The 25,717-nt window shown below is 62.7% G+C and carries 20 protein-coding genes; 15 read left to right on the top strand and 5 right to left on the bottom strand.

The genetic code is table 11. The features are described from left to right. Window positions 1-149: 149 nt before the first annotated feature. The 3 genes from K3F44_RS12680 to K3F44_RS12670 are packed head-to-tail and all read left to right on the top strand — an operon-like array spanning window position 150 to window position 9,161. Window positions 150-2,561 (top strand): hypothetical protein, encoded by a 2,412-nt coding sequence (locus K3F44_RS12680; protein ID WP_259406992.1) that lies wholly within the window; start codon window positions 150-152, stop codon window positions 2,559-2,561. Between the two features lie 2 nt (window positions 2,562-2,563). Then, window positions 2,564-5,386: a hypothetical protein gene (locus K3F44_RS12675; protein WP_220632362.1), complete on the top strand. Its 2,823-nt coding sequence runs from the start codon at window positions 2,564-2,566 to the stop codon at window positions 5,384-5,386. A gap of 58 nt (window positions 5,387-5,444) precedes the next feature. Then, on the top strand, window positions 5,445-9,161 hold the full coding sequence (locus tag K3F44_RS12670; protein ID WP_220632361.1) for an RHS repeat domain-containing protein: 3,717 nt from the start codon (window positions 5,445-5,447) through the stop codon (window positions 9,159-9,161). 145 nt (window positions 9,162-9,306) lie between these two features. Here K3F44_RS12670 and K3F44_RS12665 read toward each other — a convergent pair whose 3' ends face one another. The 3 genes from K3F44_RS12665 to K3F44_RS12655 form a co-directional block, all read right to left on the bottom strand. Then, on the bottom strand, window positions 9,307-10,041 hold the full coding sequence (locus K3F44_RS12665) for a molecular chaperone (protein WP_220632360.1): 735 nt from the start codon (window positions 10,039-10,041) through the stop codon (window positions 9,307-9,309). Between the two features lie 56 nt (window positions 10,042-10,097). Next, the gene (locus K3F44_RS12660; RefSeq protein ID WP_150573108.1) at window positions 10,098-10,637 is read right to left on the bottom strand and encodes a fimbrial protein; all 540 of its coding nucleotides are present in this window, start codon (window positions 10,635-10,637) and stop codon (window positions 10,098-10,100) included. Window positions 10,638-10,865: 228 nt separating this feature from the next. Beyond that, complete coding sequence (locus tag K3F44_RS12655; RefSeq protein ID WP_150573109.1) at window positions 10,866-11,276, bottom strand: PA2817 family protein; 411 nt, start codon at window positions 11,274-11,276, stop codon at window positions 10,866-10,868. A gap of 216 nt (window positions 11,277-11,492) precedes the next feature. Between K3F44_RS12655 and K3F44_RS12650 the strand changes: the two genes are divergently transcribed. Next, entirely contained in the window at window positions 11,493-13,022 is a 1,530-nt protein-coding gene (locus K3F44_RS12650) for a hypothetical protein (protein ID WP_220632359.1), read from the top strand. Between the two features lie 53 nt (window positions 13,023-13,075). On the opposite strand, the gene K3F44_RS12645 is transcribed toward K3F44_RS12650, so the two are convergent. Beyond that, the gene (locus tag K3F44_RS12645; RefSeq protein ID WP_220632358.1) at window positions 13,076-15,523 is read right to left on the bottom strand and encodes an acyl-CoA dehydrogenase; all 2,448 of its coding nucleotides are present in this window, start codon (window positions 15,521-15,523) and stop codon (window positions 13,076-13,078) included. A 168-nt stretch (window positions 15,524-15,691) separates the two neighbouring features. On the opposite strand from K3F44_RS12645, the gene K3F44_RS12640 reads away from it, so the two are divergent. From K3F44_RS12640 to K3F44_RS12630, 3 genes are all read left to right on the top strand, one after another. Then, entirely contained in the window at window positions 15,692-16,315 is a 624-nt protein-coding gene (locus tag K3F44_RS12640) for a glutathione S-transferase (protein ID WP_220632357.1), read from the top strand. Between the two features lie 145 nt (window positions 16,316-16,460). Continuing rightward, window positions 16,461-17,393, top strand: a complete 933-nt coding sequence (locus tag K3F44_RS12635) for an ABC transporter ATP-binding protein (RefSeq protein WP_150570138.1) — start codon at window positions 16,461-16,463, stop codon at window positions 17,391-17,393. After that, complete coding sequence (locus K3F44_RS12630; protein WP_103438136.1) at window positions 17,390-18,169, top strand: ABC transporter permease; 780 nt, start codon at window positions 17,390-17,392, stop codon at window positions 18,167-18,169. Before K3F44_RS12635 ends, K3F44_RS12630 begins: the two co-directional genes overlap by 4 nt. On the opposite strand, the gene K3F44_RS12625 is transcribed toward K3F44_RS12630, so the two are convergent. Then, the gene (locus K3F44_RS12625; RefSeq protein ID WP_150570139.1) at window positions 18,053-18,679 is read right to left on the bottom strand and encodes a DUF2062 domain-containing protein; all 627 of its coding nucleotides are present in this window, start codon (window positions 18,677-18,679) and stop codon (window positions 18,053-18,055) included. The two genes, K3F44_RS12630 and K3F44_RS12625, sit on opposite strands and share 117 nt — an antisense overlap. 142 nt (window positions 18,680-18,821) lie before the next feature. On the opposite strand from K3F44_RS12625, the gene K3F44_RS12620 reads away from it, so the two are divergent. The 8 genes from K3F44_RS12620 to murB all read left to right on the top strand — a co-directional run bounded on the left by K3F44_RS12620 (window position 18,822) and on the right by murB (window position 25,666). Further along, window positions 18,822-21,032, top strand: a complete 2,211-nt coding sequence (locus K3F44_RS12620) for a DNA internalization-related competence protein ComEC/Rec2 (protein WP_220632356.1) — start codon at window positions 18,822-18,824, stop codon at window positions 21,030-21,032. A 90-nt stretch (window positions 21,033-21,122) separates the two neighbouring features. Beyond that, window positions 21,123-21,758, top strand: coding sequence for a MotA/TolQ/ExbB proton channel family protein (locus K3F44_RS12615; RefSeq protein ID WP_060481604.1), 636 nt, complete (start codon window positions 21,123-21,125; stop codon window positions 21,756-21,758). Beyond that, window positions 21,755-22,189 (top strand): biopolymer transporter ExbD, encoded by a 435-nt coding sequence (locus K3F44_RS12610; RefSeq protein ID WP_060481531.1) that lies wholly within the window; start codon window positions 21,755-21,757, stop codon window positions 22,187-22,189. The genes K3F44_RS12615 and K3F44_RS12610 overlap by 4 nt, the downstream gene beginning before the upstream one ends. Continuing rightward, window positions 22,189-23,196, top strand: a complete 1,008-nt coding sequence (gene lpxK, locus K3F44_RS12605; RefSeq protein ID WP_220632355.1) for a tetraacyldisaccharide 4'-kinase — start codon at window positions 22,189-22,191, stop codon at window positions 23,194-23,196. The genes K3F44_RS12610 and lpxK overlap by 1 nt, the downstream gene beginning before the upstream one ends. A 43-nt stretch (window positions 23,197-23,239) precedes the next feature. Next, the gene (locus tag K3F44_RS12600; RefSeq protein ID WP_028633616.1) at window positions 23,240-23,425 is read left to right on the top strand and encodes a Trm112 family protein; all 186 of its coding nucleotides are present in this window, start codon (window positions 23,240-23,242) and stop codon (window positions 23,423-23,425) included. Then, on the top strand, window positions 23,422-24,186 hold the full coding sequence (gene kdsB, locus K3F44_RS12595; RefSeq protein WP_101321506.1) for a 3-deoxy-manno-octulosonate cytidylyltransferase: 765 nt from the start codon (window positions 23,422-23,424) through the stop codon (window positions 24,184-24,186). The genes K3F44_RS12600 and kdsB overlap by 4 nt, the downstream gene beginning before the upstream one ends. Then, window positions 24,186-24,650 carry a low molecular weight protein-tyrosine-phosphatase gene (locus tag K3F44_RS12590; protein WP_101321504.1) on the top strand — a complete coding sequence of 155 codons (465 nt, stop codon included), beginning with the start codon at window positions 24,186-24,188 and terminating at the stop codon, window positions 24,648-24,650. The genes kdsB and K3F44_RS12590 overlap by 1 nt, the downstream gene beginning before the upstream one ends. Next, a complete protein-coding gene (gene murB, locus K3F44_RS12585) occupies window positions 24,647-25,666 on the top strand; it encodes a UDP-N-acetylmuramate dehydrogenase (RefSeq protein ID WP_150572939.1) in 1,020 nt (339 codons plus the stop codon). The genes K3F44_RS12590 and murB overlap by 4 nt, the downstream gene beginning before the upstream one ends. The last annotated feature ends 51 nt before the right edge of the window (window positions 25,667-25,717 follow it).

The following is a 25,717-nucleotide window of genomic DNA, read 5'->3' as shown; positions in this document are numbered from 1 at the left end:
TAGCAAACAATCCAAATCGACTCCAGGTTTATCTGGCGATTCATATCGCCTGCAATTCCATGCAATTCGCAGAATTGTTCATGACGACTCGATAGGTTAGGAGAAAGACCCTGATGGCTAAGCTTACATTCGCAAATTATTTAACTTACTTGAAACGTGAACCCCGCACCAAAGGCTGGGGTGCGCTGTTGGTGTATGACCGTTTCAAAACCAACATGCTGTTGGCGCAGGAACATATCGAACGCTTTGACAACAGCCGTTGGTTGAAACCGATCAGCGTGCGAGTGGAAACCGAAGGCGGCAGCTGGACCGATGTTTCCGAACTGACAATGGATAAGCCGAGCCTGTCCTTCGTCAATTCGAACATCAGCAGTTCGGCGGCCCGTTTGAGCATGTCTATGCAAGGTGGCAAACTCAAACAGTTGCGCAGAAAGACCGGCAGTGAGCAGATCGAATTGGTGGGGCTGTCGCGGCTCGACCCGCTGAGTGCACCGGCCGTGCGCATGAATATCAACCTCAACCAAAGTAACAACGGCACTATCACCGATCAGGGACGGGTGACCCTGGACCTCTCCGAGGGTTCGGGCTACACCTTCGAAGTGTCGAGCTGGAAAGACTTGAACGAAAAGGTCGGCGCCGCTATTCAGCGGAGCTTTGCCGCGCTACCGATCGAGGAGCGGGTGTGGGAGCTGAACACGCTGAAGCCGGTCGAGGGTGAGCTCAACCCCACCTCGTTTGCGGTACGCACCCATTCCTTGGCCAACGCCGGGCAATCTGTAGCCAGCACCGATCGGGCTGAGCAAGAAGAGGGCGCAGTGGTGATCGGTGTCGCCTTCAACGGCGCGAAGGGGGGCGATTTTCCAACCCGTGACCAGGACATGCCGTACTTGCTGCCCGAGCCTGCGCCGAACAGTGGTCATGCGCCGTACACCATGAACGTGCTCTTGAGCAATGCCAGCTGGACCCAGCAGGTACTGGTGAAGTTGCTCAGAAGTGTGCCTGGCTTTACCGAAACCGTGCCGACCTATGTGGTGGAGAATGGTTTCAATGTAGGGGTTGAGTTCGGCTCAGCCAATGTCGCGTTCCCGGCCGGCCGCGATGACTTCGATGGCGATAACTGGGTGACATGGCAGGCCTATGATGCCTTCGATCTGCAGCCGAGCCGTAGCGCGCTGAATTTCCGTGTGGAAGACAACAACATTGTTTTCTCGTGGCGCGCCGTGGCGGTCGGCACCTTCTCATCCCGATTCAAATATGCCGAGTCGTGGGTCGTGGCAGAGGGCCGAAAGGCTGAGTTTACCTTTACCTGCACCAAAAAGTTCGTATCGGAACTGCAGACCAGTGGTGCGCGCAAAGGCAGTGTCATTTTCAAGGGTGACGCGGTCACGTCCACTGTGGACGTCAAGCAGGTGGACGATACCAACTGGAATATCGGCCCCTTCCAGGATTACATTCGCCGTGATACTGCCCCCAAACTCCTGGCTCAGGTCGTCGAGAAGTTCGATACCTTTACCGCTGCCGTAGATGCCGCCGGGGTCTCGCTGGACGTCCTGCGCTTGAACAGCCTGTTGTTTCGCAGCGAGCAGGCTGCCGAGCCGGAGAGCCTCCAGGCCCCTGGTGACCTGTCACTGCTGGGCACCTTGGCACCCAAGCTCACCGCATTCGCCGTCGAACCGCTGAATGCCTCGCTCTCTGCGGGTACCAGCCAAACCTTCCAGCTGACGCCACGCCCTTCGGGTACGGTGACCTGGACTGTCGACCACCTGCCAGGGGAGACCGGCGACAAAGGCACGATCGTCAACGGTGTGTATAACGCGCCGGCCAGCGAAACCATCACCGGTACGTCGAAGCGGGTCATCGTTACCGCCAAGGTCGGCGACCAGCTCAGCCGCGCGTTGGTGACCGTCGTTCCCCGCAGCGTGTCGGTCTTCCCCTTCCTGCTCAGTGGCCAATTCTCCAGCGAGCCGCCTGCGAAACCGTCCCGCTATGTCGTGACCGGCGGTAGCCTGGGCGCCCCGTTGACCTGGTCGATGGCACCCGGGGCCAAAGGCACCTTGCGCACGCCGGGCGCTGAAGACTCGGACCTGGACATCCCAGTGGACCAGGAGGTGCGGATCTATGTCGCGCCGACCAAACAACCAGGCGCTAGCGGCACGATCGACTCCCTGATGCAGCTGGATACGGTCAAGGTGAGTGCGGGTGCACAAACAGAGACCATGGATGTCGTCCTGCCCTGGATTTCCACCACCGCCGAACTCAAGGTTACTGCGCAACCGGGCAATACGCTCAAACTGGGCTTGTGGGGGCAAAGCTGGGGCGGCGGCTCGGTGGAGGTGCCAGCTGAAAATACCCAGTGGTTCCTGGTCAAGGGTGAGGGCACCTTGGCTGAAACAGGGATCTACACGCCAGGTGCCGAGGGTGACTACATCATCGTTGCCGCGGTTGACAAGACTTCTCCGGCCCTTGTCTGGAGCTACACCATCTTGCCGATGCCATATGACCAGGCCTACACCGAATTGGTCGAGCATGTGCACGCGCACAGCACTCAAAGGAAGGGCTGATCATGACTGGCAACGCTAAACAAACCCTGCTCGATGAGCTGAAAAAGGGCGATGCCCTGCATGGTTGGGGCGCGATCCTCGCGCTGGGACGTGATCGCTTCAATCAGTTGCTTGAATCGCAATTCGTCGATGCGTTCGCGACCCAGGATTTCACCTTGCCGATCAGCGGCGAGTACTTCATGGAAAACCGCACCGAGAAGGTCGTCTTCGACAACCTCATGCTCGGCCCGCCTCAGCTGTCGTTCAAGCATGCCAGCGGGAAAACGGCGCAGGTCACGGTCAGCATGGAGCTGATCGCCGGTACCTGCTACGCGATCGGCCAGCATCCAGGTGCCCCCGACTGGCTGCGCCGCAGCCATCGCTTGCTGCAGGGCATGGGCTATCACTTGGAAATGCAGGCGGTGCTGCAGGTGGTCCCGCTGGAAGCGTCCGGCCAGAGCCAGTTGATCCTGGACCTGGGGGCTGCCACTGAGCCCACCTGCAACCTGGGGATGAGCGATATCGCCAGGCGCGCAATGGGTAACTTCATCCAGCAGCAACTCGGTGAGCAACGCCCCGAGTGGATACTGCCGGTGATGACCCTCGACATGCTCGGCTATGACGCAACCTCGGTGGCCGATTTCAATGTAGTCGCGCAGAAAGCACCGCAAGGCGCTGGCAGCGGCGCGTCACCGGCAGACGATGGTGCCGTGCTGCTGCTCCTGCAGTTGCGCGGTAGTGCCGCCGCAGGTGACGTCCCTTCGGCGCTGCCGTACCTGCTGCCGGCGAAGGATGCCGGTGGCGGCAACTACAATGCCGCCCTGCTGGTCGACAGACTTCGTGCGCCGCTGTTGGGCCAGAAGGCCAGCAATACCCTGACGCGCATGCTGCTACCCCAGGCTTATCAGGTGCGCATGAGCGAAGAGCACCTGCCGCACGACATGATTCTGTTCGGTGACCTCGAGGCCACTGCGCAAAGCAGTGATCTGCAACCCGCCCTGAGCAGTGTCGCGGCCTCCCGGCAGGTCAGTTACAAGCTGAACGGAACACCCGCCAGCGCATGGTCGGCGCGCAACCTCGTCCATCCACGTGCGTGCGGTGCGATCAGTCAAGGCCGCTATACCGCATCTGCGCGCGAAGATTTCGTCAGCGATCAGCAAGTGGTGGTGGTCACCGCACACGTGGCCGATGCCGCAGACAGCAAGCCGCGTACGGCGTTGCTGGTCGAGTCCAGCGAGTCCCTGGCGATCTCGCCGAGGGTGGTGCTGTGGGGCAAGGGCGATGGCCCGGTCAGCCTGAGCGCGTCGCAGAGTGACGGCCTGCGCTGGGAGCTGGAGGGCGCAGCGCACGGCAGTCTGCAGCCCGACCCGGCAAACCTGGGTACGGCGCAGTTCGTGCCCAAGGATCAGACCGGTGCGGCGCAGGTCGTGCTGCAGCGGATCAAGGTCACCCGTGGCGCGGACAGCGGTTATGCGACCGTGGCGATTCTCAACTACACGCCAGTGTTGAACGTAGAACCCTTCCATGTGAGCACGATGCCCGCCAGCGGTGTTCAGACGTTCGCCCTGGCCGATTTCCCCGCTGATGACTGGGTACTGTTCGGTGCCGGCGAAATCGACCGAGCGACCGGTGAGTACACGGCGCCTGAGAGCGGCGCGGGCGAGGTCAGCGTGGTCGCCGGCATCGCCGGTATGCACGCCGGCTTTGCGGTGATCGAACACCAGCGTAACAGCCCGCAACAAATGGCCAGCCTGCGCGCGCGCTGGAAAACCCTGAACAGGTTCGAGGTTTCGCTCAACAACGCCAACCGTAACCGGGTGCTGGCCAATGGGTTGCAGCAGGTGGGCATCGATATCCTGCTTGAAACCAACTCGTTCGAGGACGATGACGGTACGGCCTGGGACCCGGTCAGCGACCTGGAGCTGTCGACGTTGGTGATCCTGCATGAGGACGGCACTGAAGTCGATTACCTGCTGCCCGGGCGCGAAGGGCTTGACCCGGATAAACCCGGCGACGGCAAGCACTGGGCGGTGAGCAAGGTGCGCAATCGCTTCGACTACCTGCCAACCGCCAACCGCAGCGCCCAGGCCACGCCGGCACCGCAGCTGGCGCCGGCTGATGCCCGACGCATCGTCACGGTGTACGTGCATTGCCTGGAGGCAGAGGTTCGCAAGTTCAAGGCCAAGTTCCAGGATCATGCCAATGCCTGGCATTACTCCGAGCTCAAGGACGAAACCAAGGGCGTCGTGCAGCTCGAAGGGGTGGTGGTACCGCCACCGAACCTTGGCAACTACGCGATCGCGCCCAAGCGCGTGGCCCGTCGCATGGGCTTCGATCACGGCCAGCCACTGGATACCTTCAACTACTGGCACTACACCACCGATTACTGGGTGATCAGCGCAAGGGACACGCAATTCACCAGTGTTAGTTTCGATAAAGCGTCGATGATCCGCTGGGAAAGCGAGCTGCTCAAGGAGTCGTATTGCACGTACACCGGCTACGCCTTCAAACCGCGCCGCTACCGGGGCGCAGTGCCGACATCGACAGGTATCGAATACCAGGCCGAGTTGCAGCTGTTGGCGCAAGAACGGCAAGTGGCTTTCAAGGAACTCGACTATGGCTTCAAGGGCCAGGAAGACGTCGCTGAAGGCAGCCTGCTATTGACTCTGGATCGGGTACCGAACCTCGCCTACTGGTATGACACCGCAGGCACCAATTACCGCAAAGTCCTGGACACGCCGCTGTCGTTCACCCTGATCGACAACTTCGGCATTGCGCATCGGCTCAAGGTCACCTTCGGTGCCGGAGCAGACAGTCGCAACACCCTGACGCTGGACCTTCAGTAAGTGTGGGTCGCCCCTTCGCGGGGCGACTTTCCATCGCTATCAGAACGAAAACGATCCTATGACGACGCAAACCCTGATTCATTCCAACGCCTTCAACTTCCTCAGCTTCGTGCAGGGCAGTGTCGACCCGCGCACCGGGTTCTATTCCCTGGCCATCGCACTGCCCGAGCTGCCGGCCAACCACCTAAGTGGGCCCAACCTGCCACTGAGCCTGCGCTACAACCCATTGAACATTCAGGACAGCGGCTTCGGCGTCGGCTGGAGCCTCAACCTGACCCAGTTCGACGTCACCACCGGCATGCTCGGCCTGCACACCGGCGAAAGCTTCAAGGTGGCCGACAATGGGCCTGGCCAGACGGCAGTGATCCCTGAACGCAAGATCGACAGCTTTCACTTCGAGAATGTCAGCGAGGGTGCGCAGGAGCGTTTGCGCATCGCCCACAAGTCCGGCCTGATCGAGGTGCTTGAACCGCAGGCACCGGATTACTCGGTGGCGCTGCCAGTGCGCGTACTGGCCGCCAGCGGCCACGGCATCAGCCTGAGCTACCGCGTGGTAAACGGCGCGCCTTGCCTCGAAACGATCACCGATGACACGCTGCTCGACGGACGCCCGCGCACCCTGCTGGCGATCGATTACAGCGGCAATGCGCAGGTGAAGATCGACCTCAATCCCGGCACTGAAGCCTTTGCGCGCTACACCCTCGAACGTTCGGGTGATGAGCTGGGCAAGGTCGTGTTGCCGACCGCTGACCAGGCATGCTGGGCCTTCACCTATCGTCGGGTGGGTGAGCTGCGCTGCCTGACCGCCATGCAGACCCCGGTCGGTGCCCGCGAAGTGATCGAGTACAAGGATGACGGCCATGCCTTGCCCGGCGACCAGGGGCGCACAGTGCCGTACGTGCGGCGCCATGTCATCAGCCCGGGCGCCGGGCAGCCGGACGTCGAGACGCACTACGCGTTCAGCAGCAACAACTTCCTCGGCAATGGCACCGGGGTGAGCTGGGATAACGATGGTCTGGACAACCTGTACAAGTTTACCGGCTCACGCTTCGTCTACAGCTCGACGGCCAGTCACTACCAGGACGGCGCCGCGCTGCGCACGATCACCCGCGAGTTCAACCGTTTCCACTTGCTCACCGCCCAGGTCACCACCCAGCAAGGCTGCATCGAAACGGCGACAACCACCTATCACGAGCTCAGCGATCTGCCGTTCGCCGACCAGCCTGAACATTTCCAGTTGCCCCAGACGGTGACCACCGAGTGGCGCTTGCAAGGCAACCCCCAGGCTCGCCGCAGTGAAGTGACCGCCACCGACTACGACACCCACGGCAACCTCATCCGCGAGGTCCAGGCCAATGGGATGCAAACCCACTACAGCTATTACCCGGCCACGCAAAGCCAGGGCTGCCCGCGCGATCCGGAAGGCTTTGTGCGCACGCTCAAGTCGCAGGTCCAGCTGCCGGCCGCCGACGGTGAGGGCCAGGCCGAGGCCCTGCGCCGCGATTACACCTACATCGCGCTGGCCGCCCTCGATGCTCAGGCCAAGGGCGAGCTGTTGCAGGACAGCGAAGTGCTGGTGCGAGTGAGTGACGGCACGGTCCTCAGCCGCACCCAAGTCGAGTACGCGGCCGCGCTGGCCGATCCGCTGCTGCATGGCCGGCGCCTGAGCGAGATGCGCACCCTGGGCGGCAAGCGCACCCGTACCGACTACCGCTACGCCCAGCGCGTGGTCGACCGGCACCCGGTGGTGGAGACGGTGGCTACCCGGACGGGGTTCGATAAAACGCAAAAAGTCACCACCCTGCACCACTCGGTGCTGATCGGTGAGCCGCTGCTCAACTATGACGACAATCAGGTGCAGATTGCCTACGAGTACGACCCGCTCAGGCGTGTAGTGCGCGAAACCGTCTCGCCGAACGAGGAAGCATTCAAGGCCGCGCGCGCCTACAGCTACTACCTGTCGGCCACGGGCAACCAGGCGGTGCAGGTCATGACGGACGTCAAGGGCGTCACTACCTGGAGCTACGTCGACGGTCTCAACCGGGTGGTCCGGCAGATGCGCCAGGACCCTGACTACGCGACGACCCGGCTGGCCCAGGAAGCGCCGCGGCTGAGCTACAGTGCCCGCTACGATGCCCTCGGCAATCTGTGTGAAGAGATCGAGCACGAGTGGCTGGCGTTGGACGACCTGCCGCTGCGCACCCGCTTCGAATACGACGGTTGGGGCCAGCGCAGCTGTGTGATCGGCCCCGACGGCGTGCGCAACCACGAGCAGGTCGATCCGATCGGCACGCCAGAATCGAACGGGCCGATCCTCACCCAGTGGCGTGAGTCGGCGGATGGCCGTGTGCGCACTGGCAAGACCGTCATCTGGAACAATCTGTTCGACAAGCCGGTACGCGTCGAACGTCTGCGCTGTGACGATGCGCGCGAGAGCCTGCACCAGTACTTCTATGACGGCCTGGGCCGGACGGCGCGAGAAATCGACGGCCGTGGTGCGCAGACCGCCTTCGCCTACGACGAGTTCGACCGCCTGCACACGCATACCCTGGCCGATGGCGCGCAGGTGCTGCGCGAGTATGCCGAGCACAGCGATGAAGACCTGCCGGTGCTGATCAAGGTGCGGCATGCCGACGGTGCCACCCAGAGTGTGCTGGGTGAACAGGTGTTCGACGGCCTCGATCGCATGGTCGAGACCATCACCGGTGGCCGTCGGCGGGTGCTGCAGTACGCCGATGGCATGCGCCAGCCGGAGTCGGTGGTCACCCCCAGTGGCCAGGTCATCCGCTATGAGTACCTGCCGCAGTTGGGTGAGGAACCCTTGCAGCGGGCGGTGATTGGCTCCGGGGTCGAGGCGCGATACGACTACGACAAGCACAATGCGCGGCTGCTGTATTGCAAGGAGCAGGGCGAGGAGCTCTCGCGTACCTATTTCAGCACCGGCCAGGTGCGGTCGGAGGCGCGCGTGCAGGAGGGCACCCGCTACGAGATGGCTTATGTTCACAGCCTGGCCGGTCGCCTGTTGAGTTACACCGATGTGCTCGGGCAGGTCCAGTCCTATAGCTACAACCCGCTGGGCCAACTCGAGCAGACCAGCCTGGGCACGCTGACCAGCACCTTCAGCTATGACGCACTGGGCCGCAACACGTCGATCACCACCCAGACGCGTGACGCCGATGAGGCTGTTCGCAGCGTGCAAATCACCCTGGACTATGACGACTTCGAGCGTGAGACCGCTCGCCACTTTGATTTTGGCGATGCGCAGCAGGTATTGGCGCAGACCTACGATGCGGTCGATGCGATCGTCACCAAGACGCTCAGCGAGGGCGGGCAACGGCTTCGCGAGGAGGCGTACACCTACGACGAGCGAGGCCGATTGACCCATTACGAGTGTGAGGGTGAAGACGCGTACGTGCCGGTGGACCCCTACGGCAAGAAAATCCAGATCCAGCGGTTCGATCTGGACGCCCTGGACAACATCACCCGCTTGCGCACGCGCTTCGAGGGGGGCACCATTGACGCCCGCTATCAGTTCGACAATGCGCTCGATCCTGCGCAGTTGACCGGTATCGAGGTCCGCGGGCTTGAGGAAACGCCGCGCCGGATCGTGCTCGACTATGACCTGGATGGCAACCTCGTGCTGGACGAAGAAGGGCGCGAGCTGCAGTACGATGCCTTGGGGCGCTTGCACAGCGTCAAGGACGAGGACCGTTCAACCATCGCCCTTTACGGCTACGACCCGTTGGATCGGCTGGCGATGCAACAAACGCTTTGAGTGACGGGCGCGGTGTGACCTGGCATGTGCAGGCACAGCGGCCCTTGGATTGCCTCGAATGAACAAAGGCCTGTGCATGCACAGGCCTTTTTTTTGCTGTGGGCTGCGGCCGGGTGGTTACCGGCCAGCCGCTAACGACGCTGAATCACTGCACGCCCACCGGGCTGGAACGTTCGGCAGTGATGCCGCTGTAGTCATTGATCGTGGTGAAGCTGACCTGCAGGCCGTTGGTGACCGATACCTGCTTCAACGCATAGGTCTGGCGGGCCAATGGCAAGGCCATGTCGTGGGCGGTGATGGTTTCACGGACGCCGGCGCCGCTGATGACCAGCTGGTTGAAGGTGAAGTGGTAGGGCGAGGGATTGTCGACCACCAGGTGCGGTTTACCGTCGATCCGTTGTACCGACCAGACCAGGTCCTTGAGTCGATCTTCCGGGCGGCCTTTGAGGTGGCTGGGCCGGTAGAACAGCTTGATGCGTGTGCGCAGGGCGATGTTGAGGACGTTTTGCCCAGTGTCCGTCGCTTGCGAAATTTCCTGCAGGTTGAAATAGAACAGCGATTCACGGTCTTGCGGCAGGTCGTTGGGCAGGGCGTTGATCTGCACCGTCTGTTCATTGTCAGGGTCGATGCGGAACAGGCTGGGCGAGGCAATCAGGGGGACGGCAGTGGTCGCATCGTCGGCCTCGGTATTGACCCAGGCCTGTGCGGCGTACGACGTTTTCGAAGGGTTTGCGACAATCACCGAAGAGCTGCGCTTGGCGCTCTCATGGACGATTCGCGTGTGGCTTATGGTGAGTGCGGCATACGCGCTGGGCATGCTGGCGCTGAGCAGCAGCAGGCAACTGCTCAGGGTAATCAGTGAGCGGGGCAAAGGCTGCATGGTGTTTGACCGAGCGTAAAGAAATCGACTCCAGGTGCCAGCACCTGGAGTGCGTGTTAGGGCAGGCTCACCAGGAACGAAACTTCCGCTTCGGCCAGGCCTTCGCCAACCCTGGCGGCGTGGGACTCATACGCCGCATAGAACATCAAGTCGGTAGGCTGCGACTGGTACAGGTCGTAATCGGGAGATGCCGCATTGGGGTTGAGTTTGGTGCGGGTCCGGTCCTTGATCGTGATGCCCAGTCCCGTGGCGCCGCCATCGCGAATGGCGTAGAGGTTGGTGCCGACCACGCCGTGCAATGGCGTGAAGGTCACCTTGGTTTTGGTACCGGGAGCGATGACGCACGTGGTGGTCGGCGTCACGCGCAAGGCAAATGCCACGTCTGGGGTGGCAGTGCCGCTCGCGCCAAAGTAGCCGGTGGTGAAGTTACCCATCGATACACGGGGGATGACGCTGCCGCCCGGGTTGACCACCTCGATGGGGCAGGTGCCACCGCCGTAAACGGTACCGTAAAAGTTGATCTGGCCGGTTTCGGGTGCTGCGAACACGGTGCTGCTCGCCATTCCCAGGGCAAGCATGAGTAACGTCTTTTTCATGGGTAGTTCCTTGAATCTGTTCGTGTGTGTGGCAGGCCCAGCAGGCTCGCTGATGGAGCGGCGCTAGGTGGATGTGAGCGACGAGCAGATTAAAGGGGACGCGACAGGCAGGATGTAGGGCTAATTAACCCGCGCCTGTGGATTATCAGATGGGGGCGCCGCAAGGGGCGCAGAGGCGGGGCACACGTCAGCCTGACGCGCCGCCCCTGATATGGCAGACCGCAGTGTTCAGTGCGCAGATCCTCGATTGGACAGCATCAGCATTTCTTTGTGTTGATGCCAATCGAACGCTTCGCCTTGCTGTTCGGCGTCGTAGCGGATTTCTTCCAGTTGCTGGTACAGCTCGAGCTCGTCGTCCGGCATGAAGTGCAGGCAGTCGCCACCGAAGAACCACAGCAGGTCACGGGGCACCAGGTGGGCGATCTGCGGATAGCGCTGGATGACCTGACAGATCAGGTCCTGGCCGAGGTATTGGCTTTCCAGTGGATCGGTCGGCAGACGCTCCAGCAGTTCGTCGAAACGCTCGAGGAACAACGCGTGGCTTTCTTCGGGAACCTGTTCGGCTTCGCCGAGCGCCACCAGGATGGTACGCAGGTGCTGCAGAAGCTGCAGGTGGTGTGCCAGATAGGAGTGGGCCATGTTAACAACTCGAGTACGTAGAAAATGCGCAATTATACGCTCAGGGCCGACCTCCTGTCCCGAATGGGCGCCAACGGCTATCGCCCCGTCTCAATGTGGGCGGGCGACAGACAGGGTGTTCTGCCAATGAGTGGGTTGTCTACTGCAAGGACTGTCAGTTGGCGGTGTGGTGACGCAATGTTGGTATGGGCGACCTGAAGAACAAGGAGTTTTGCCATGCCTGATACTACGCCACGCCGCGCGCAACCCACGACGCCCGACAGTTCCTTGAAAACGCTGTGTGTCGACCCGCCAACGCTGCTTATCGGTGTCTTTGACCAGCAGGTCGTCAACGCGTCCTGGTCGGCTTATGCTCAGCGTGATGCGCAGCGCATCAGTGAGCAGATACCGTACGACCGGATTGTCGAGGGTAATGTGTGGCGGGTGGGCACCCTCGCTGTGGGTGTTCCACGCGTGCACTACGGCGATCATTACATCAGCCTGACCCTGCCCGTTGTAAAGGACTCGCAGTTTACCTTTCGCGCGGAATTGGGGCGTGCCGAGCGACGGGTTCATGAAATCCTGGAAGTCTTGCCGGGTGCGGACACGACATTCACCGTCAAGGTACCGCTGGCCAATGGCTACTTGCGTTACAAGACGATCGAGGGGCGGGTCGTTCGGCTGCAGTGGTCGGGTCAGGCGACGTTCGAAAACTCGGGCGGTGATTACAATTGGGCAGCGCTGAGCGAGTTTTATAAAACAGCGGCTCGGGTCAACTTGTATGAGGTACTTCCGCCAGTCAGTCCGCTGCTGCACGACATCAAAGGCAGTTACACGATACGCGACGACAGTATGGACCTGGTGTTGTCTTCGTTATCGGGAGAACATGCCGCAGTTGATGAAACGCCAGCGTCTGCGCCTGCACGTGCAGGGGATGCGGGCGTTTTATCGTTCCTCAGCATTCTTTTCCCCGAGGTATTAACCGGGCTGCCACCTGTTGATAGGGCCTGGCTTGCCAACTTCTGCACGCCGCCGGCTGCCCTGCGATTTACCGCCGGGCAATTGATACCTGAACTGCTGATGTATTGGGCCATGTATGACGTCAGCAGCGTGGCGAGTCCAGACCACAGTCAGGCACTCGCTGCACCACCGCTGTCCATTACGCCTCGGCTTCGGTTGGTTGGCGCAGGTGATGAAAAACAGGCCCTGAGCTTGCCCCCTGGCGCGCCGAGCGTGCAGTGGAGCTTTGAGGGTCGAGCTCTCGGCCGCTTGGTAAACGAACAGGGGCAGATGTTCTATTACCCGCCCAATTCACCCTCGCCAGCCTTCGTGCTCGAGGCCAATAATAAAACCAGGCATCCTGTAGCGCGCCGATCCGACGCCGGTACGCTGATCAGCGCGGACGTCATCAAGGCAACAGCGGGCGGTCAAAGTGCAACGTCCACCTTCGTTGCGTTGCACACCACAGAGTCCCATTACATCAAGGCGCAGTTGGCCTACAACAAGGTCAAGCTGAAGGTGTTTTATGAGACTTGGGGGGGTGTGGTCGAGGTGCCTGATGCCCAGGTCCGATGGACCGTCATCAGTGGTAATGGCAGCATGTCTACAGCGGGGGTGTTTACGCCACATCCGAGCGACCCGTCCCCCTTCACTGTGCTATTGGCAGAAGATACTCAGGATCAGGCGCAGTTCCACTATTGGGCGTCGATTGTCCTGCCTGTACCGACGCTGGACGCCGCTCGCTTCGTTGAACTGACCAACGGTTGAGGCGCCTGTAGCGCCAGCCCGGGACCGAACGCCTGTCCCGGGCTGGCACGCCGTCAGCGAATCTGGCCCTCGGTCAGCGCCAGATGCTCGGGTTCGAACGCGTCCACATCGATCACCTGTCGACGGGCCTGTTGCGCATCGAGCAGGCGTTGCCCGTCCTGCGGCTGCAGTACGCCTGCGTTCACCGCCGCATCGATGGCCGACTCGCCGGGCGCGGGTCGCACGGTGCCGTCCTTGAGGGCCTGGTGCAGCGTTCGTTGCAGCGGGGCGACCTCATCGAGCAGGTCGCTGGCGCGCTGCAGTGCACCCACCGGGTCGTCGGCGGCATTGGGCCGGTAGCAGCCCGCCAGCAATTCCTCGAGCGCCGGGTCGCCTTTGCCGCGACCGATCAGTTCGGCGACCTGCGCGTCCAGTTCGTCACTCGGTCCGGTATGGCAGCGGCCGGTGGGGAATACCAGCACCCGCAGGGCGCAGCCGATGAAGCGGTTGGGGAAGTTGTCCAGCAGGCGATCCAGGGCTTTTTCCGCCTGGCCGAGGCTTTCTTCCATGGCCCAGCGCAGCAGCGGTTGCATGTGCTCGGGCGAACCCAGGTCGTGGTAGCGCTTGAGCGCCGCCGAGGACAGGTAGAGGTAGCTCAGCACGTCGCCCAAGCGGGCACTGAGCCGCTCGCGGCGCTTGAGCGCGCCGCCGAGCAGCATCATCGACAGATCGGCGAGCAGCGCAAAGGCTGCGGCCTGGCGGTTCAAGGCGCGGAAGTAGCCCTGGCTCAAGGCGTCACCCGGTGCCCGCTCGAAGCGCCCCAGGCCAATGCCCAGGACAAAGGTGCTGGCCGCGTTGCTGACGGCGAACGAGATGTGCTTGAGCAGCAGATCATCGAACGTCCTCAGCCCCTGCTCACGGTCTTCGTGCCCGGCCGCAGCCATTTCCTTGAGCACAAACGGATGGCAGCGGATGGCGCCTTGGCCGAAGATCATCAAGTTACGCGAAAGAATGTTGGCGCCTTCGACGGTGATGAAGATCGGCGCGCCTTGCCAGTTACGGCCCAGGTAGTTGTTCGGGCCCATGATGATGCCCTTGCCGCCGTGCACGTCCATGGCGTGCTGAATGCACTCGCGGCCGCGCTCGGTCAGGTGGTACTTGAGAATCGCCGAGAGCACCGAGGGCTTCTCGCCGAGGTCGACCGCCTTGGCGGTGAGCAGGCGCGCGCTGTCCATCAGCCAGGCATTGCCGCCGATGCGCGCCAGCGATTCCTGGATGCCTTCAAAGGCGGCCAGGGGTACGTTGAACTGCTCGCGGATGTTGGCGTACTGGCCGGTGACCAGACTGGTGTACTTGGCGGCGCCGGTGCCGACCGCTGGCAGGGAGATCGAGCGGCCGACCGACAGGCAGTTCATCAGCATCATCCAGCCTTTGCCGAGCATGGATTGGCCGCCGATGAGGAAGTCCAGCGGGATGAACACGTCCTTGCCGCTGTTTGGCCCGTTCATGAACGCTGCCCCCAGCGGCAGGTGGCGCTGGCCGATCTCCACGCCGGGGGTGTCGGTGGGGATCAGCGCCAGGCTGATACCCAGTTCCTCTTCCTCGCCCAGCAGGTGCTCGGGGTCATAGGCCTTGAAGGCCAGGCCGAGCAGGGTGGCGACCGGGCCGAGGGTGATGTAGCGCTTTTCCCAGTTCAGGCGCAGGCCCAGGACTTCCTCGCCTTGCCACTGGCCTTTGCAGATGATGCCGGTGTCAGGCATGGCGCCGGCATCGGAGCCGGCCAGCGGGCCGGTGAGGGCGAAGCACGGGATATCGTCGCCGCGGGCCAGGCGCGGCAGGTAGTGATTGCGTTGTTCGTCGGTGCCGTAGTGCAGCAGCAGTTCGGCCGGGCCGAGCGAGTTGGGCACCATCACGGTCGAGGCGAGGTCACCGCTGCGGGTCGCCAGCTTCATCGCCACCTGGGAGTGGGCGTAGGCGCTGAAGCCCTTGCCGCCGTATTCCTTGGGGATGATCAGGGCGAAGAAGCCGTGCTGTTTGATGTACGCCCAGGCTTCGGGGGGCAGGTCCAGGTCCTGGCCGATCTGCCAATCACTGACCATCGCACAGAGCTCGTCAGTGGGGCCGTCGATGAACGCTTGCTCTTCTTCCGTGAGTTTCGGTGCGGGGTAGTCGAGCAGGGTGTGCCAGTCAGGGCGGCCGCTGAACAACTGGCCATCCCACCAGACGGTGCCGGCCTCGATCGCCTCGCGTTCGGTCTGCGACATCGGCGGCAGGGTGCGCTGGAACCATTTGAACACTGGCGCGGTGAACACCTTGCGGCGCCATTCGGGCAGCACCAGCAGTGCGGTCTTCGCCGCCAGCACCAGCCAGATCAGCGCCAGCAGCCAGCCGGGTGCCTTGCTGAAAATGCCCATAAGCAGGGTATAGGCGGCAACGATGGCGAGAATCTGCAACGGTGGCAGACGCCGGTGGGTGAGGTACGCCGTGCCGATCACCAGGACCAGCAACCACAACAGCAACATAATCCTTCCTCCTTGGAAGTTGGGCTTGAGCCGACCCCAGCAGCATAGACGGCCTCGTCTGTTCAGTGACCGGTCGTGGCGCCAAGAGTTCGCCGGGTGTTGTCAGGGCATGTTTCCTGGGTGTCCGCTGGAGTAGACTCCAGGTTCTGCATTCATAAGGACGTCGTCATGCTGAAGATCTGGGGTCGCAAGAACTCGAGCAACGTGCGCAAGGTATTGTGGGCTGCCCACGAACTCGGCCTGGATTTCGAAGCGATCGATGCCGGCGGCGCTTTTGGTCTGGTCAATGAGCCGCACTACCGTGCGCGCAACCCCAATGGCCTGGTGCCGATGGTCGAGGACGACGACCTGACCCTGTGGGAATCCAACACCATCGTGCGCTACCTCTGCGCGCAGTACGGCCGCGAGCAGGGCTGGTATCTGGATGATCCACGCCAGCGCGCCCTGGCGGACAAATGGATGGACTGGACCACGTCAGCCCTGGCCACGCCGTTCCGGCCGCTGTTCTGGGGCATCCTGCGCACGCCCGAGGAGCAACGCGACTGGGTGGCGATCAACGCCGCGCTAAAGACCTGTGGCAACCTGCTGACGATCGCCGATGAGACCTTGGCCAGGCAACCGTACTTGTCCGGCGAGCAGATCGGCATGGGTGACATTCCCCTGGGCTGTTTCGCCTACGCCTGGTTCGAGATGCCCATCGAGCGCCCTGATTTGCCCCATCTGCAGGCCTGGTATGAGCGCCTCAAGGCGCGGCCGGCCTATCAAGCGGCGGTAATGACCGCACTGACCTGATCGAACACCTGTGCGCTTTCGATAGTCACTATCAATGCACATGACTGTACTTGTGTGGCCCTGGCTTGCACCATGGGCCTCACTCACTGCGCCAGTGACCTTATCTGGCGTGTCCTGAACCTCCTAGAATGGTACGTGACCCGCTATGAGTTCTGCTCTGTCCATCCGACAGCTGACCAAAACCTACGGCAACGGCTTCCAGGCCCTCAAGGGTATTGATCTGGATGTCGCCGAAGGTGACTTCTTCGCCTTGCTCGGCCCCAACGGCGCCGGCAAATCCACCACCATCGGCATTCTCTCGACCCTGGTCAACAAGACCAGCGGCAGCGTCAATGTCTTTGGCCATGACCTCGACCGCGAGCCTGCCGCGCTGAAGCGTTGCCTGGGCGTGGTGCCGCAGGAATTCAACTTCAACCAGTTTGAAAAGACGTTCGATATCGTCGTCACCCAGGCTGGCTACTACGGCATCCCGCCCAAGCTGGCCAAGGAACGCGCCGAGCAGTACCTGACCCAGTTGGGCCTGTGGGACAAGCGCGACGTGCCATCACGCTCATTGTCTGGCGGCATGAAGCGTCGGCTGATGATCGCCCGTGCACTGATTCACGAGCCGCGCCTGTTGATCCTCGACGAGCCAACCGCGGGCGTCGATATCGAGCTGCGTCGGTCGATGTGGAGCTTTCTCACCGAGCTCAACGAGAAAGGCATCACCATCATTCTGACCACGCATTATCTGGAAGAGGCCGAACAGCTGTGCCGCAACATCGGCATCATCGACCACGGCACCATTGTCGAAAACACCAGCATGCGCAAACTGCTCGGCACGCTGCATGTCGAGACTTTTGTTCTGGACTTGAAGCAGGACCTGACCACGGTGCCAGCCCTGCACGGCTACCCGTGCCGGCTGATCACCCCGCATACGCTGGAAGTGCAGGTCGACAAGGATATCGGCATCACCGCGCTGTTCGGCCAGCTGGCCTTGCAGAACATCGAGGTGCAGAGCCTGCGCAACAAGACCAACCGGCTTGAGGAGTTGTTCGTGTCACTGGTAGAGAAAAACCTGTCGAAGGTGGCCGTATGAGTGTGGAACTGCGCACCAACTGGGTCGCCCTGAATACCATCGTCTACCGCGAAGTGCGTCGCTTCCTGCGCATCTGGCCGCAGACGCTGCTGCCGCCGGCCATCACCATGGTGTTGTACTTCGTCATCTTCGGTAACCTGATCGGTCGGCAGATTGGCGACATGGGTGGCTTCACCTACATGGAGTACATCGTGCCTGGGCTGATCATGATGTCGGTGATCACCAACTCCTATGGCAACGTGGTCTCGAGCTTCTTCGGCAGCAAGTTCCAACGCTCGATCGAGGAGCTGATGGTGTCGCCGGTGTCGCCGCACACCATTCTCGTCGGCTATGTGCTCGGCGGCGTGCTGCGTGGGTTGGCGGTAGGGGTGATCGTGACCATCCTGTCGATGTTCTTCACCCACCTGCAGGTGCATCACCTGGGCGTGACCGTGGTGGTAGTGCTGTTGACCGCAACCATCTTCTCGCTGCTGGGCTTCGTCAACGCAGTGTTTGCGCGCAACTTCGATGATATTTCGATCATCCCGACCTTCGTGCTGACCCCGCTGACCTACCTGGGCGGGGTGTTCTACTCGATCAGCCTGCTGCCGCCGTTCTGGCAGGTGGTGTCGCTGGCGAACCCGGTGCTGCACATGGTCAACTCGTTCCGCTACGGCATCCTAGGGGTTTCGGATATCAGTATCGGTACTGCGATCACCTTCATGCTGGTGGCCACGGCTGTGCTGTATGCCCTGTGCATTCGCCTGCTGGTCAGCGGCCGCGGCATGCGTGCATGACGTACGTTGCTTGCGGCGGCGCCACTGGCGGCCGACCCACCAGCGCCAGTAGCTCATGGTGATGAAGTAGGCGGCGATGCCCAGCACCACGCCGCACACCACTGAGCCGAGCAAAAATGGCTGCCACACGGTAGCCAGCTGGTCGGTGATCCACTCGAAGGTGAGGTCGTCGGGCAGGCTGCGTGGTGGCGTCTGCAACAGCCAGGCGCCGGTCATGTAGGTGACGAAGAACACCGGCGGCATGGTCAGCGGGTTCGTCAGCCAGACCAGGCTGACCGCGATCGGCAGGTTGCCCCGCAGCGGGATCGCCAGGCTGGCGGCCAGCAGCATCTGCATCGGCATCGGGATCAATGCGGCAAACAGGCCCACGCCCATGGCCCGTGCCACTGAATGGCGGTTCAGGTGCCAGAGGTTGGGGTCGTGCAGCAGCTTGCCGAAAAAGCGTAAGGACTTGTGTTCCCGAATGCTGGTCGGATCCGGCATGTACCGTTTGAACAGGCGGCGCGGCATGGGGGCTCCCGGGGCAGTGATCGGGCAAGTATGCCTTGATTCCCGGAATGGCTTGTTCAGAGTTTGTGACAATTGTTGAGCAAGACTGACCCTTAAATACGCTATTCCTCTGCAGGCTGTCTTGCTTGCGGAGCTCTACCTTATGCGCACAGGGATGTTGGCGCTTGCGCTCGGGCTGTTGTGCCTGGGCTTTCTACCCGTTCTGCCGACGGTCGGCTGGCTGGTGGTGATGCTGCTGGCTGCGCTTGGCTGCCTGGCTACGCGAGTCTGGCCGCTGGGCTGCTTGCTGCTGGGCTTTTGCTGGGCGTGCTGGTCGGCGCAGCAGGCGCTGGATGATCGTCTGGCGCATTCACTTGATGGCCGCACGCTATGGCTTGAGGGGCGCGTGGTCGGCCTGCCAGCGGTATCGGCCCACGGTGTGCGCTTCGAGCTGGATGAACCCGCTTCGCGCCGCGCCGAATTGCCCGGGCGCCTGCAACTGAGCTGGTTCGACGGCCCAGAGATTCGTGCCGGAGAGCGCTGGCGCCTGGCCGTGACCCTGAAACGCCCGCGCGGCCTGCTCAATCCACATGGGCCGGACCGCGAGGCGACGCTGTTGGCCCGGCGCATCGGCGCCACTGGCACGGTCAAGGCGGGAGCGTTGCTAGAGCCGGTGGCCGGCGGCTGGCGCGACAATTTGCGCCAGCGCCTGCTGGCAGTGGATGCCTGGGGCCGCGAAGCGACGTTGGCGGCGCTGGTACTGGGCGATGGCTCGGGGCTGGCCAGGCAAGACTGGCAAACGCTGCAGGCGACCGGCACGGTGCACTTGTTGGTCATCTCGGGCCAACACATTGGGTTGGTCGCAGGGTTGGTCTACGGCTTGGTGGCGGGGCTGTTACGTTACGGAGGCTGGCCGCGGCGCTGGCCATGGCTGCCGTGGGCGTGCGGGCTGGCCATGACGGCCGCGCTGGGCTACGGCTGGCTGGCCGGGTTTGGCGTGCCTGTGCAGCGGGCCTGTCTGATGCTGGCGGTGGTGCTGCTCTGGCGCCTGCGCTTTCGCCAAGTGAGCGCCTTTGTACCACTGTTGATGGCGCTGTGTGGTGTGCTGCTGGTTGAGCCGTTGGCCAGTTTGCTGCCCGGATTCTGGTTGTCGTTCGGCGCGGTGACAGTGCTGATCTGCTGCTTTGCCCAGCGCCTAGGCGGTTGGCGGCCTTGGCAAGCGTGGACGCGTGCGCAGTGGGTGATCGCCATCGGCTTGTTGCCGGCGATGCTGGCGCTGGGCCTACCGATCAGTCTGAGCGCGCCGTTGGCTAATCTGCTCGCGGTGCCCTGGATCAGCTTCGTGGTGCTGCCGTTGGCGTTGCTGGGCACCTTGTTGCTGCCGCTGGCGGGGTTTGGCGAACTGCTGCTATGGCTGGCTGGCGCAGCGCTGGCTGGGTTGTTCGACGTGCTGACGGTGGTGGCTCAGTGGCAGCCGGCATGGATTGCCCGGCAGTTGCCGCTACTGGCCTGGTTGTTGGTGCTCAGTGGCGCGTTGATCGTGTTGCTGCCCCGTGGCGTACCCATGCGTGGCCTGGGCGCGCTGATGCTGCTGGCGCTGTGGGTGCCTGGCAACTCGTTGCCGCAGGGGCAGGTCGAGGTGCTGCAGCTGGACGTCGGCCAAGGCCTGGCGATCCTTTTGCGCACGCGCAACCACAGCCTGCTCTACGATGCTGGCCCAGCGCGCGGCGAGAGCGATCTGGGCGAAAGTGTAGTGCTGCCTACTTTGCGTAAACTGGGCGTCGATCGACTGGATGTGCTGCTGATCAGCCATGCCCATGCCGACCATGCCGGCGGCGCAGCGGCCGTGCAGCGCGGCCTGTCGGTCGGGCGCGTTGTGGCCGGTGAGTCGGAGCAGGCCTTCCAGGCACAAAGCTGCGAGACGGGGCAGGGCTGGCAGTGGGACGGGGTCGACTTTTCACTCTGGCATTGGCCGCAGGCGCGCTCAAGCAATGACCGCTCCTGCGTATTGCTGGTCGAGGCGCAGGGCGAGCGTCTGTTGTTGGCCGGCGACATTGAAGCCAGCGCCGAACGCGCCTGGCTGGCGGCGCATGAAGGCAAACGCATCGACTGGCTGCAGTCGCCGCACCACGGCAGTCGCAGCTCCTCCACCGAGGCGTTCATTGCTGCCACCAGGCCGCGCGGCGTATTGATTTCCCGCGGTGCGCACAACGGTTTCGGCCATCCGCATGCGCAGGTGCTGGAACGCTACCAGCGCCATGGGCTGGCGATTCACGACACCGCCATAGAGGGCGCCTTGAGCTTGCGCCTGGGCGCTCAATCCCAGGTTGCCGGGCAGCGTGCCCAGCGCAGGTTCTGGCGTGACAAAGAATGACCCCGGCACGCGCATTGTTGCGACCTCCGGCAACTCAGCCGAGGGCGATCCTATGGTAGAGTGGCGGCCTTTTTCGAGGGGATGATTACTGTGTGGGAATTGGTAAAGTCCGGTGGTTGGATGATGCTGCCGATCATTCTGAGCTCCATCGTCGCCATGGCTATCGTCGTCGAACGCCTGTGGACCCTGCGTGCCAGTCGCGTAACCCCGCCGCACCTGCTGGGTCAGGTGTGGATGTGGATCAAGGACAAGCAGCTCACCAGTGACAAGCTCAAGAGCCTGCGCGCTGACTCGCCGCTGGGCGAGATCCTCGCTGCCGGCCTGGCCAATTCGCGCCATGGCCGCGAAATCATGAAAGAGTGCATTGAAGAAGCCGCCTCGCGGGTTATTCACGAGCTCGAACGCTATATCAGCACGCTCGGCACCATCGCTGCGATGGCACCGCTGCTGGGTCTGCTCGGTACCGTGCTGGGCATGATCGACATCTTCAGCGCGTTCATGGGGTCGCAGATGACCGCCAACGCTTCGGTGCTCGCCGGTGGCATCTCCAAAGCCCTGGTGACCACGGCTGCAGGCCTGATGGTCGGTATCCCGGCGGTGTTCTTCCACCGCTTCCTGCTGCGCCGCATCGACGAGTTGGTGGTCGGTATGGAGCAAGAGGCGATCAAGCTGGTCGAAGTCGTGCAAGGTGATCGCGAAGTGGAAGTGGCGGGAGTCAAGGCGTGAAGTTTCGGCGCAACCGTGCGCGGGAGAACGTCGACATCAACCTGGCGTCGTTGATCGACGTGGTGTTCGTGCTGCTGCTGTTCTTCGTCGTCACCACCACCTTCACCCGCGAAAACCAGCTGCGGGTCGAACTGCCGGAGGCCTCTACAGGCGCGCCGGCCGAGGCCGACGAGGGCAAGCGGGTGGATATCACCATCAGTGCCGACGGGGTGTACTCGGTGAACAACCACCTGCTGCCGAAAAGCGACCTGGCCACTCTGGTCGAAGCGCTGCAGCAGGAATCTGGCGGTGATACCAAGCTGCCGTTGTCGATCAGCGCAGATGGCAAGACCCCGCATCAGTCGGTGGTGACGGCCATGGACGCGGCGGGCAAGCTTGGTTTCAGCCAGCTGCGCATGACCACGGTCGAGGCCGCAGCGGGGACGCCCTGATGGCTTTCACCGAGCGCTTGCTCGCTGCCTGGTACAACGGCCACCCAGCGCTGGCCTTTTTGCGGCCGCTGGAGCTGTTGTACCGTCGCGTCGTGCTGCGCAAGCGTGCGCGCTTCATCAGTGGTGCAAGCGCCGCTTACCGCGCGCCGGTGCCGGTCATTGTGGTCGGCAACATTACCGTTGGCGGCACCGGCAAGACGCCGATGATCCTCTGGCTGATCGAACACTGCCGCAAGCGGGGCTTGCGCGTCGGTGTGGTCAGCCGCGGTTACGGTGCCAAGCCGCCTTCGCTGCCCTGGCGGGTGGCGGCGGAGCACAGCGCCGAGCAGGCCGGCGACGAGCCGTTGTTGATCGTTCAGCGCACCGGTGTGCCGCTGATGATCGATCCCGACCGTTCGGCGGCCGTACGCGGGCTGCTTGCCAGCGAACCCCTCGACCTGATCCTCTGCGACGACGGCATGCAGCATTACCGCCTGGCGCGTGACCTTGAGCTGGTGCTGATCGATGCCGCACGGGGCTTGGGCAATCGCCGATGCCTGCCCGCAGGGCCACTGCGCGAGCCGGTCGAGCGCCTCGACGAGGTCGACGCGCTGCTCTACAACGGTGCCAGCAGCGACCGCGAAGACGGCTTCGCCTTTCAACTCAAGCCTTCGGCGCTGGTCAACCTGCGCAGTGACGCACACCGTGGGCTTGACCATTTCAGCCCTGGCCAGGCCGTGCATGCGGTGGCTGGCATCGGTAATCCACAACGTTTCTTCAACACCCTGCTGCAGCTAAACTGGCAGCCGGTGCCGCACCCGTTTGCCGACCATGCGCAGTTCAGCGCCGAAGCGCTGACGTTCAGCCCGACGCTGCCGCTGGTGATGACCGAAAAAGATGCGGTGAAATGCCGTGCCTTTGCCGCTGACGACTGGTGGTACCTGACAGTCGAGGCGCAACCGTCGCCGGCCTTCAGTACCTGGTTCGACGCCCAGCTTGAGCGTCTGCTGCCTGCGCAGCAGCCCTGACCCTGTTCAATTTTTCCGGCCGCTTGGCCCCAAGGACGCACTCATGGACACCAAACTGCTTGATATCCTGGCTTGCCCGATCACCAAAGGCCCGCTCAAGCTCAGCGCCGACAAGACCGAGCTGATCAGCAAAGGCGCAGGCCTGGCCTACCCGGTGCGCGATGGCATCCCGGTCATGCTGGAAAGCGAAGCACGCACCTTGACCGACGACGAGCGTCTGGACAAATGAGCCTGGACTTCACTGTGGTCATCCCCGCCCGGCTGCGCTCCACGCGCCTGCCGGGCAAGCCGCTGCTGTTGATCGCTGGCAAGCCGATGGTCCAGCACGTCTGGGAACAGGCGCGCAAAAGCAGCGCCAGCCGGGTGGTGATCGCCACCGATGACGCCAGCATCGTTGCCGCCTGTCAGGCATTTGGTGCCGAGGTATTGCTGACCCGCGCTGACCATGAGTCGGGCACTGATCGCCTGGCAGAAGTTGCCGCCCAGCTGGGTTTGGCCAGTGATGCCATCGTCGTCAACGTGCAGGGCGACGAGCCATTGATCCCGCCGGTAATCATCGACCAGGTCGCGGCCAACCTTGCTGCGCACCCAGAAGCCGGCATCGCCACCCTGGCTGAGCCGATCCATGAGCCGCAGACGGTGTTCAATCCCAACGCGGTCAAGGTAGTCAGCGACAAGAATGGCCTGGCCCTGAGCTTCAGCCGTGCACCGTTGCCGTGGGCCCGCGATGCGTTTGCCGTGAACCGCGAGCAGTTGCCGCCGGCAGTGCCTTATCGCCGCCATATCGGCATGTATGCCTACCGAGTTGGTTTTCTTCAGGACTTCGTCAGCTGGGGCCCGTGCTGGCTCGAGCAGACCGAAGCACTGGAACAGCTGCGAGCGCTGTGGCATGGCGTGCGTATTCACGTTGAAGATGCGCTCGAGGCTCCCGCCGTGGGCGTTGATACCCCAGAAGACCTGGAGCGCGTTCGGCGCTTGTTGGAGGCCTGATGCGCGTCCTGTTTGTGTGCCTGGGCAATATTTGCCGCTCGCCCACCGCAGAAGGGGTGTTGCGCCATCAGTTGCAACGCGCCGGGCTGGCCGACCAGGTAGAAGTGGCATCGGCCGGTACGGGCGACTGGCACGTGGGCAAGGCGCCGGACGCGCGCACCTGCAAGGCAGCGCTGGCGCGCGGCTATGACCTGTCGGCGCAACGTGCCCAGCAGGTCAAGGCCGGCCATTTTGCCGAGTACGATCTGGTACTGGCCATGGATGCCAGCAACCTCGCCGACCTCAAGGCCATACGCCCGCCGGCGTCCAAGGGCGAGCTGGATCTGTTCCTGCGTCGCTATGACGGCGCGTTGGATGAAGTCCCCGACCCGTATTACGGCGGCGCGGCCGGTTTCGAGCAGGTGTTGGACCTGATCGAGCTGGCGTGCGAGCAGTTGGTCAATGAAATCAGGGGGCGGCTATGACTGCCACCTGGCAACAGCAGGTATCGCTCAAGCCTTTCAACACCTTTGGTATTGACGTCAAGGCCCGCTATTTCGCCCAGGCGCACAGCGACGCCGAGGTGCGGGCGGCATTGCTCGAAGCGGCCCGTCTTGAGCTCCCGGTGCTGGTCATAGGCGGTGGCAGCAACCTGCTGTTGACCGGTGACATCGACGCGCTGGTGCTGCATATGGCCAGCCGTGGCCGGCGGCTGCTGAGTGAGGAGGGCGATCGTGTGGTGGTCGAGGCCGAAGCCGGTGAACCCTGGCATGAGTTTGTGCAGTGGAGCCTGGCGCAGGGTTGCAGCGGGTTGGAAAACCTCAGCCTGATTCCCGGCACCGTCGGTGCCGCGCCGATGCAGAACGTCGGCGCGTATGGCGTCGAGATCAAAGACGTGTTTGCCGGCTTGACCGCACTCGACCGTGAAACAGGCGAGCTCAAGGATTTTTCCCTTGAGGAGTGCGGGTTTGGTTACCGCGACAGCCTGTTCAAGCGCAATCCCGGCCGCTGGTTGATCCTGCGCGTGCGCTTTGCCCTGAGTCGCAGCTTGCATGCGCACCTGGACTACGGCCCAGTGCGTCAGCGTCTGCACGAGCAGGGCGTCGTCGAGCCGACCGCGCAGGCAATCAGCGATGCGATCTGCAGCATTCGTCGCGAGAAACTGCCTGACCCGCTCGAACTGGGTAATGCTGGCAGCTTCTTCAAGAATCCGCTGGTCAGCGCCGTGCTCGGCGAGCAGCTTCGCGCTCGCTATCCGGGTGTGGTGGCTTATCCCCAGGCCGATGGCCAGCTGAAGCTGGCGGCGGGCTGGTTGATCGAGCAGGCAGGGTGGAAGGGCTATCGCGATGGCGATGCCGGCGTGCATCGGTTGCAGTCGTTGGTACTGGTCAATTATGGCCAGGCCTCGGGGGCGCAGTTGCATGCGCTGGCGCAGAAAATTCAGGCTGATATCTTCGCCAGGTTTGGCGTGGAGCTGGAGATGGAGCCGAATCTGTACTGAGTAGGTGGCACATGGATATGCCAGTGCAGCGCTGAATGCAACGCAAAAAAA

The organism is Pseudomonas sp. S07E 245 (assembly GCF_019599025.1).
GTDB lineage: Bacteria > Pseudomonadota > Gammaproteobacteria > Pseudomonadales > Pseudomonadaceae > Aquipseudomonas > Aquipseudomonas shirazensis.
This window is presented reverse-complemented; position numbering and strand designations above follow the sequence as displayed.

Excerpts from the sequence above, each read along its gene's own strand:
- K3F44_RS12675 (WP_220632362.1), top strand. The coding sequence starts at position 2,564 with ATGACTGGCAACGCTAAACAAACCCTGCTCGATGAGCTGAAAAAGGGC.
- K3F44_RS12670 (WP_220632361.1), top strand. The coding sequence starts at position 5,445 with ATGACGACGCAAACCCTGATTCATTCCAACGCCTTCAACTTCCTCAGC.
- K3F44_RS12665 (WP_220632360.1), bottom strand. The coding sequence starts at position 10,041 with ATGCAGCCTTTGCCCCGCTCACTGATTACCCTGAGCAGTTGCCTGCTG.
- K3F44_RS12660 (WP_150573108.1), bottom strand. The coding sequence starts at position 10,637 with ATGAAAAAGACGTTACTCATGCTTGCCCTGGGAATGGCGAGCAGCACC.
- K3F44_RS12655 (WP_150573109.1), bottom strand. The coding sequence starts at position 11,276 with ATGGCCCACTCCTATCTGGCACACCACCTGCAGCTTCTGCAGCACCTG.
- K3F44_RS12650 (WP_220632359.1), top strand. The coding sequence starts at position 11,493 with ATGCCTGATACTACGCCACGCCGCGCGCAACCCACGACGCCCGACAGT.
- K3F44_RS12645 (WP_220632358.1), bottom strand. The coding sequence starts at position 15,523 with ATGTTGCTGTTGTGGTTGCTGGTCCTGGTGATCGGCACGGCGTACCTC.
- K3F44_RS12640 (WP_220632357.1), top strand. The coding sequence starts at position 15,692 with ATGCTGAAGATCTGGGGTCGCAAGAACTCGAGCAACGTGCGCAAGGTA.
- K3F44_RS12635 (WP_150570138.1), top strand. The coding sequence starts at position 16,461 with ATGAGTTCTGCTCTGTCCATCCGACAGCTGACCAAAACCTACGGCAAC.
- K3F44_RS12630 (WP_103438136.1), top strand. The coding sequence starts at position 17,390 with ATGAGTGTGGAACTGCGCACCAACTGGGTCGCCCTGAATACCATCGTC.
- K3F44_RS12625 (WP_150570139.1), bottom strand. The coding sequence starts at position 18,679 with ATGCCGCGCCGCCTGTTCAAACGGTACATGCCGGATCCGACCAGCATT.
- K3F44_RS12620 (WP_220632356.1), top strand. The coding sequence starts at position 18,822 with ATGCGCACAGGGATGTTGGCGCTTGCGCTCGGGCTGTTGTGCCTGGGC.
- lpxK (WP_220632355.1), top strand. The coding sequence starts at position 22,189 with ATGGCTTTCACCGAGCGCTTGCTCGCTGCCTGGTACAACGGCCACCCA.
- K3F44_RS12600 (WP_028633616.1), top strand. The coding sequence starts at position 23,240 with ATGGACACCAAACTGCTTGATATCCTGGCTTGCCCGATCACCAAAGGC.
- kdsB (WP_101321506.1), top strand. The coding sequence starts at position 23,422 with ATGAGCCTGGACTTCACTGTGGTCATCCCCGCCCGGCTGCGCTCCACG.
- K3F44_RS12590 (WP_101321504.1), top strand. The coding sequence starts at position 24,186 with ATGCGCGTCCTGTTTGTGTGCCTGGGCAATATTTGCCGCTCGCCCACC.
- murB (WP_150572939.1), top strand. The coding sequence starts at position 24,647 with ATGACTGCCACCTGGCAACAGCAGGTATCGCTCAAGCCTTTCAACACC.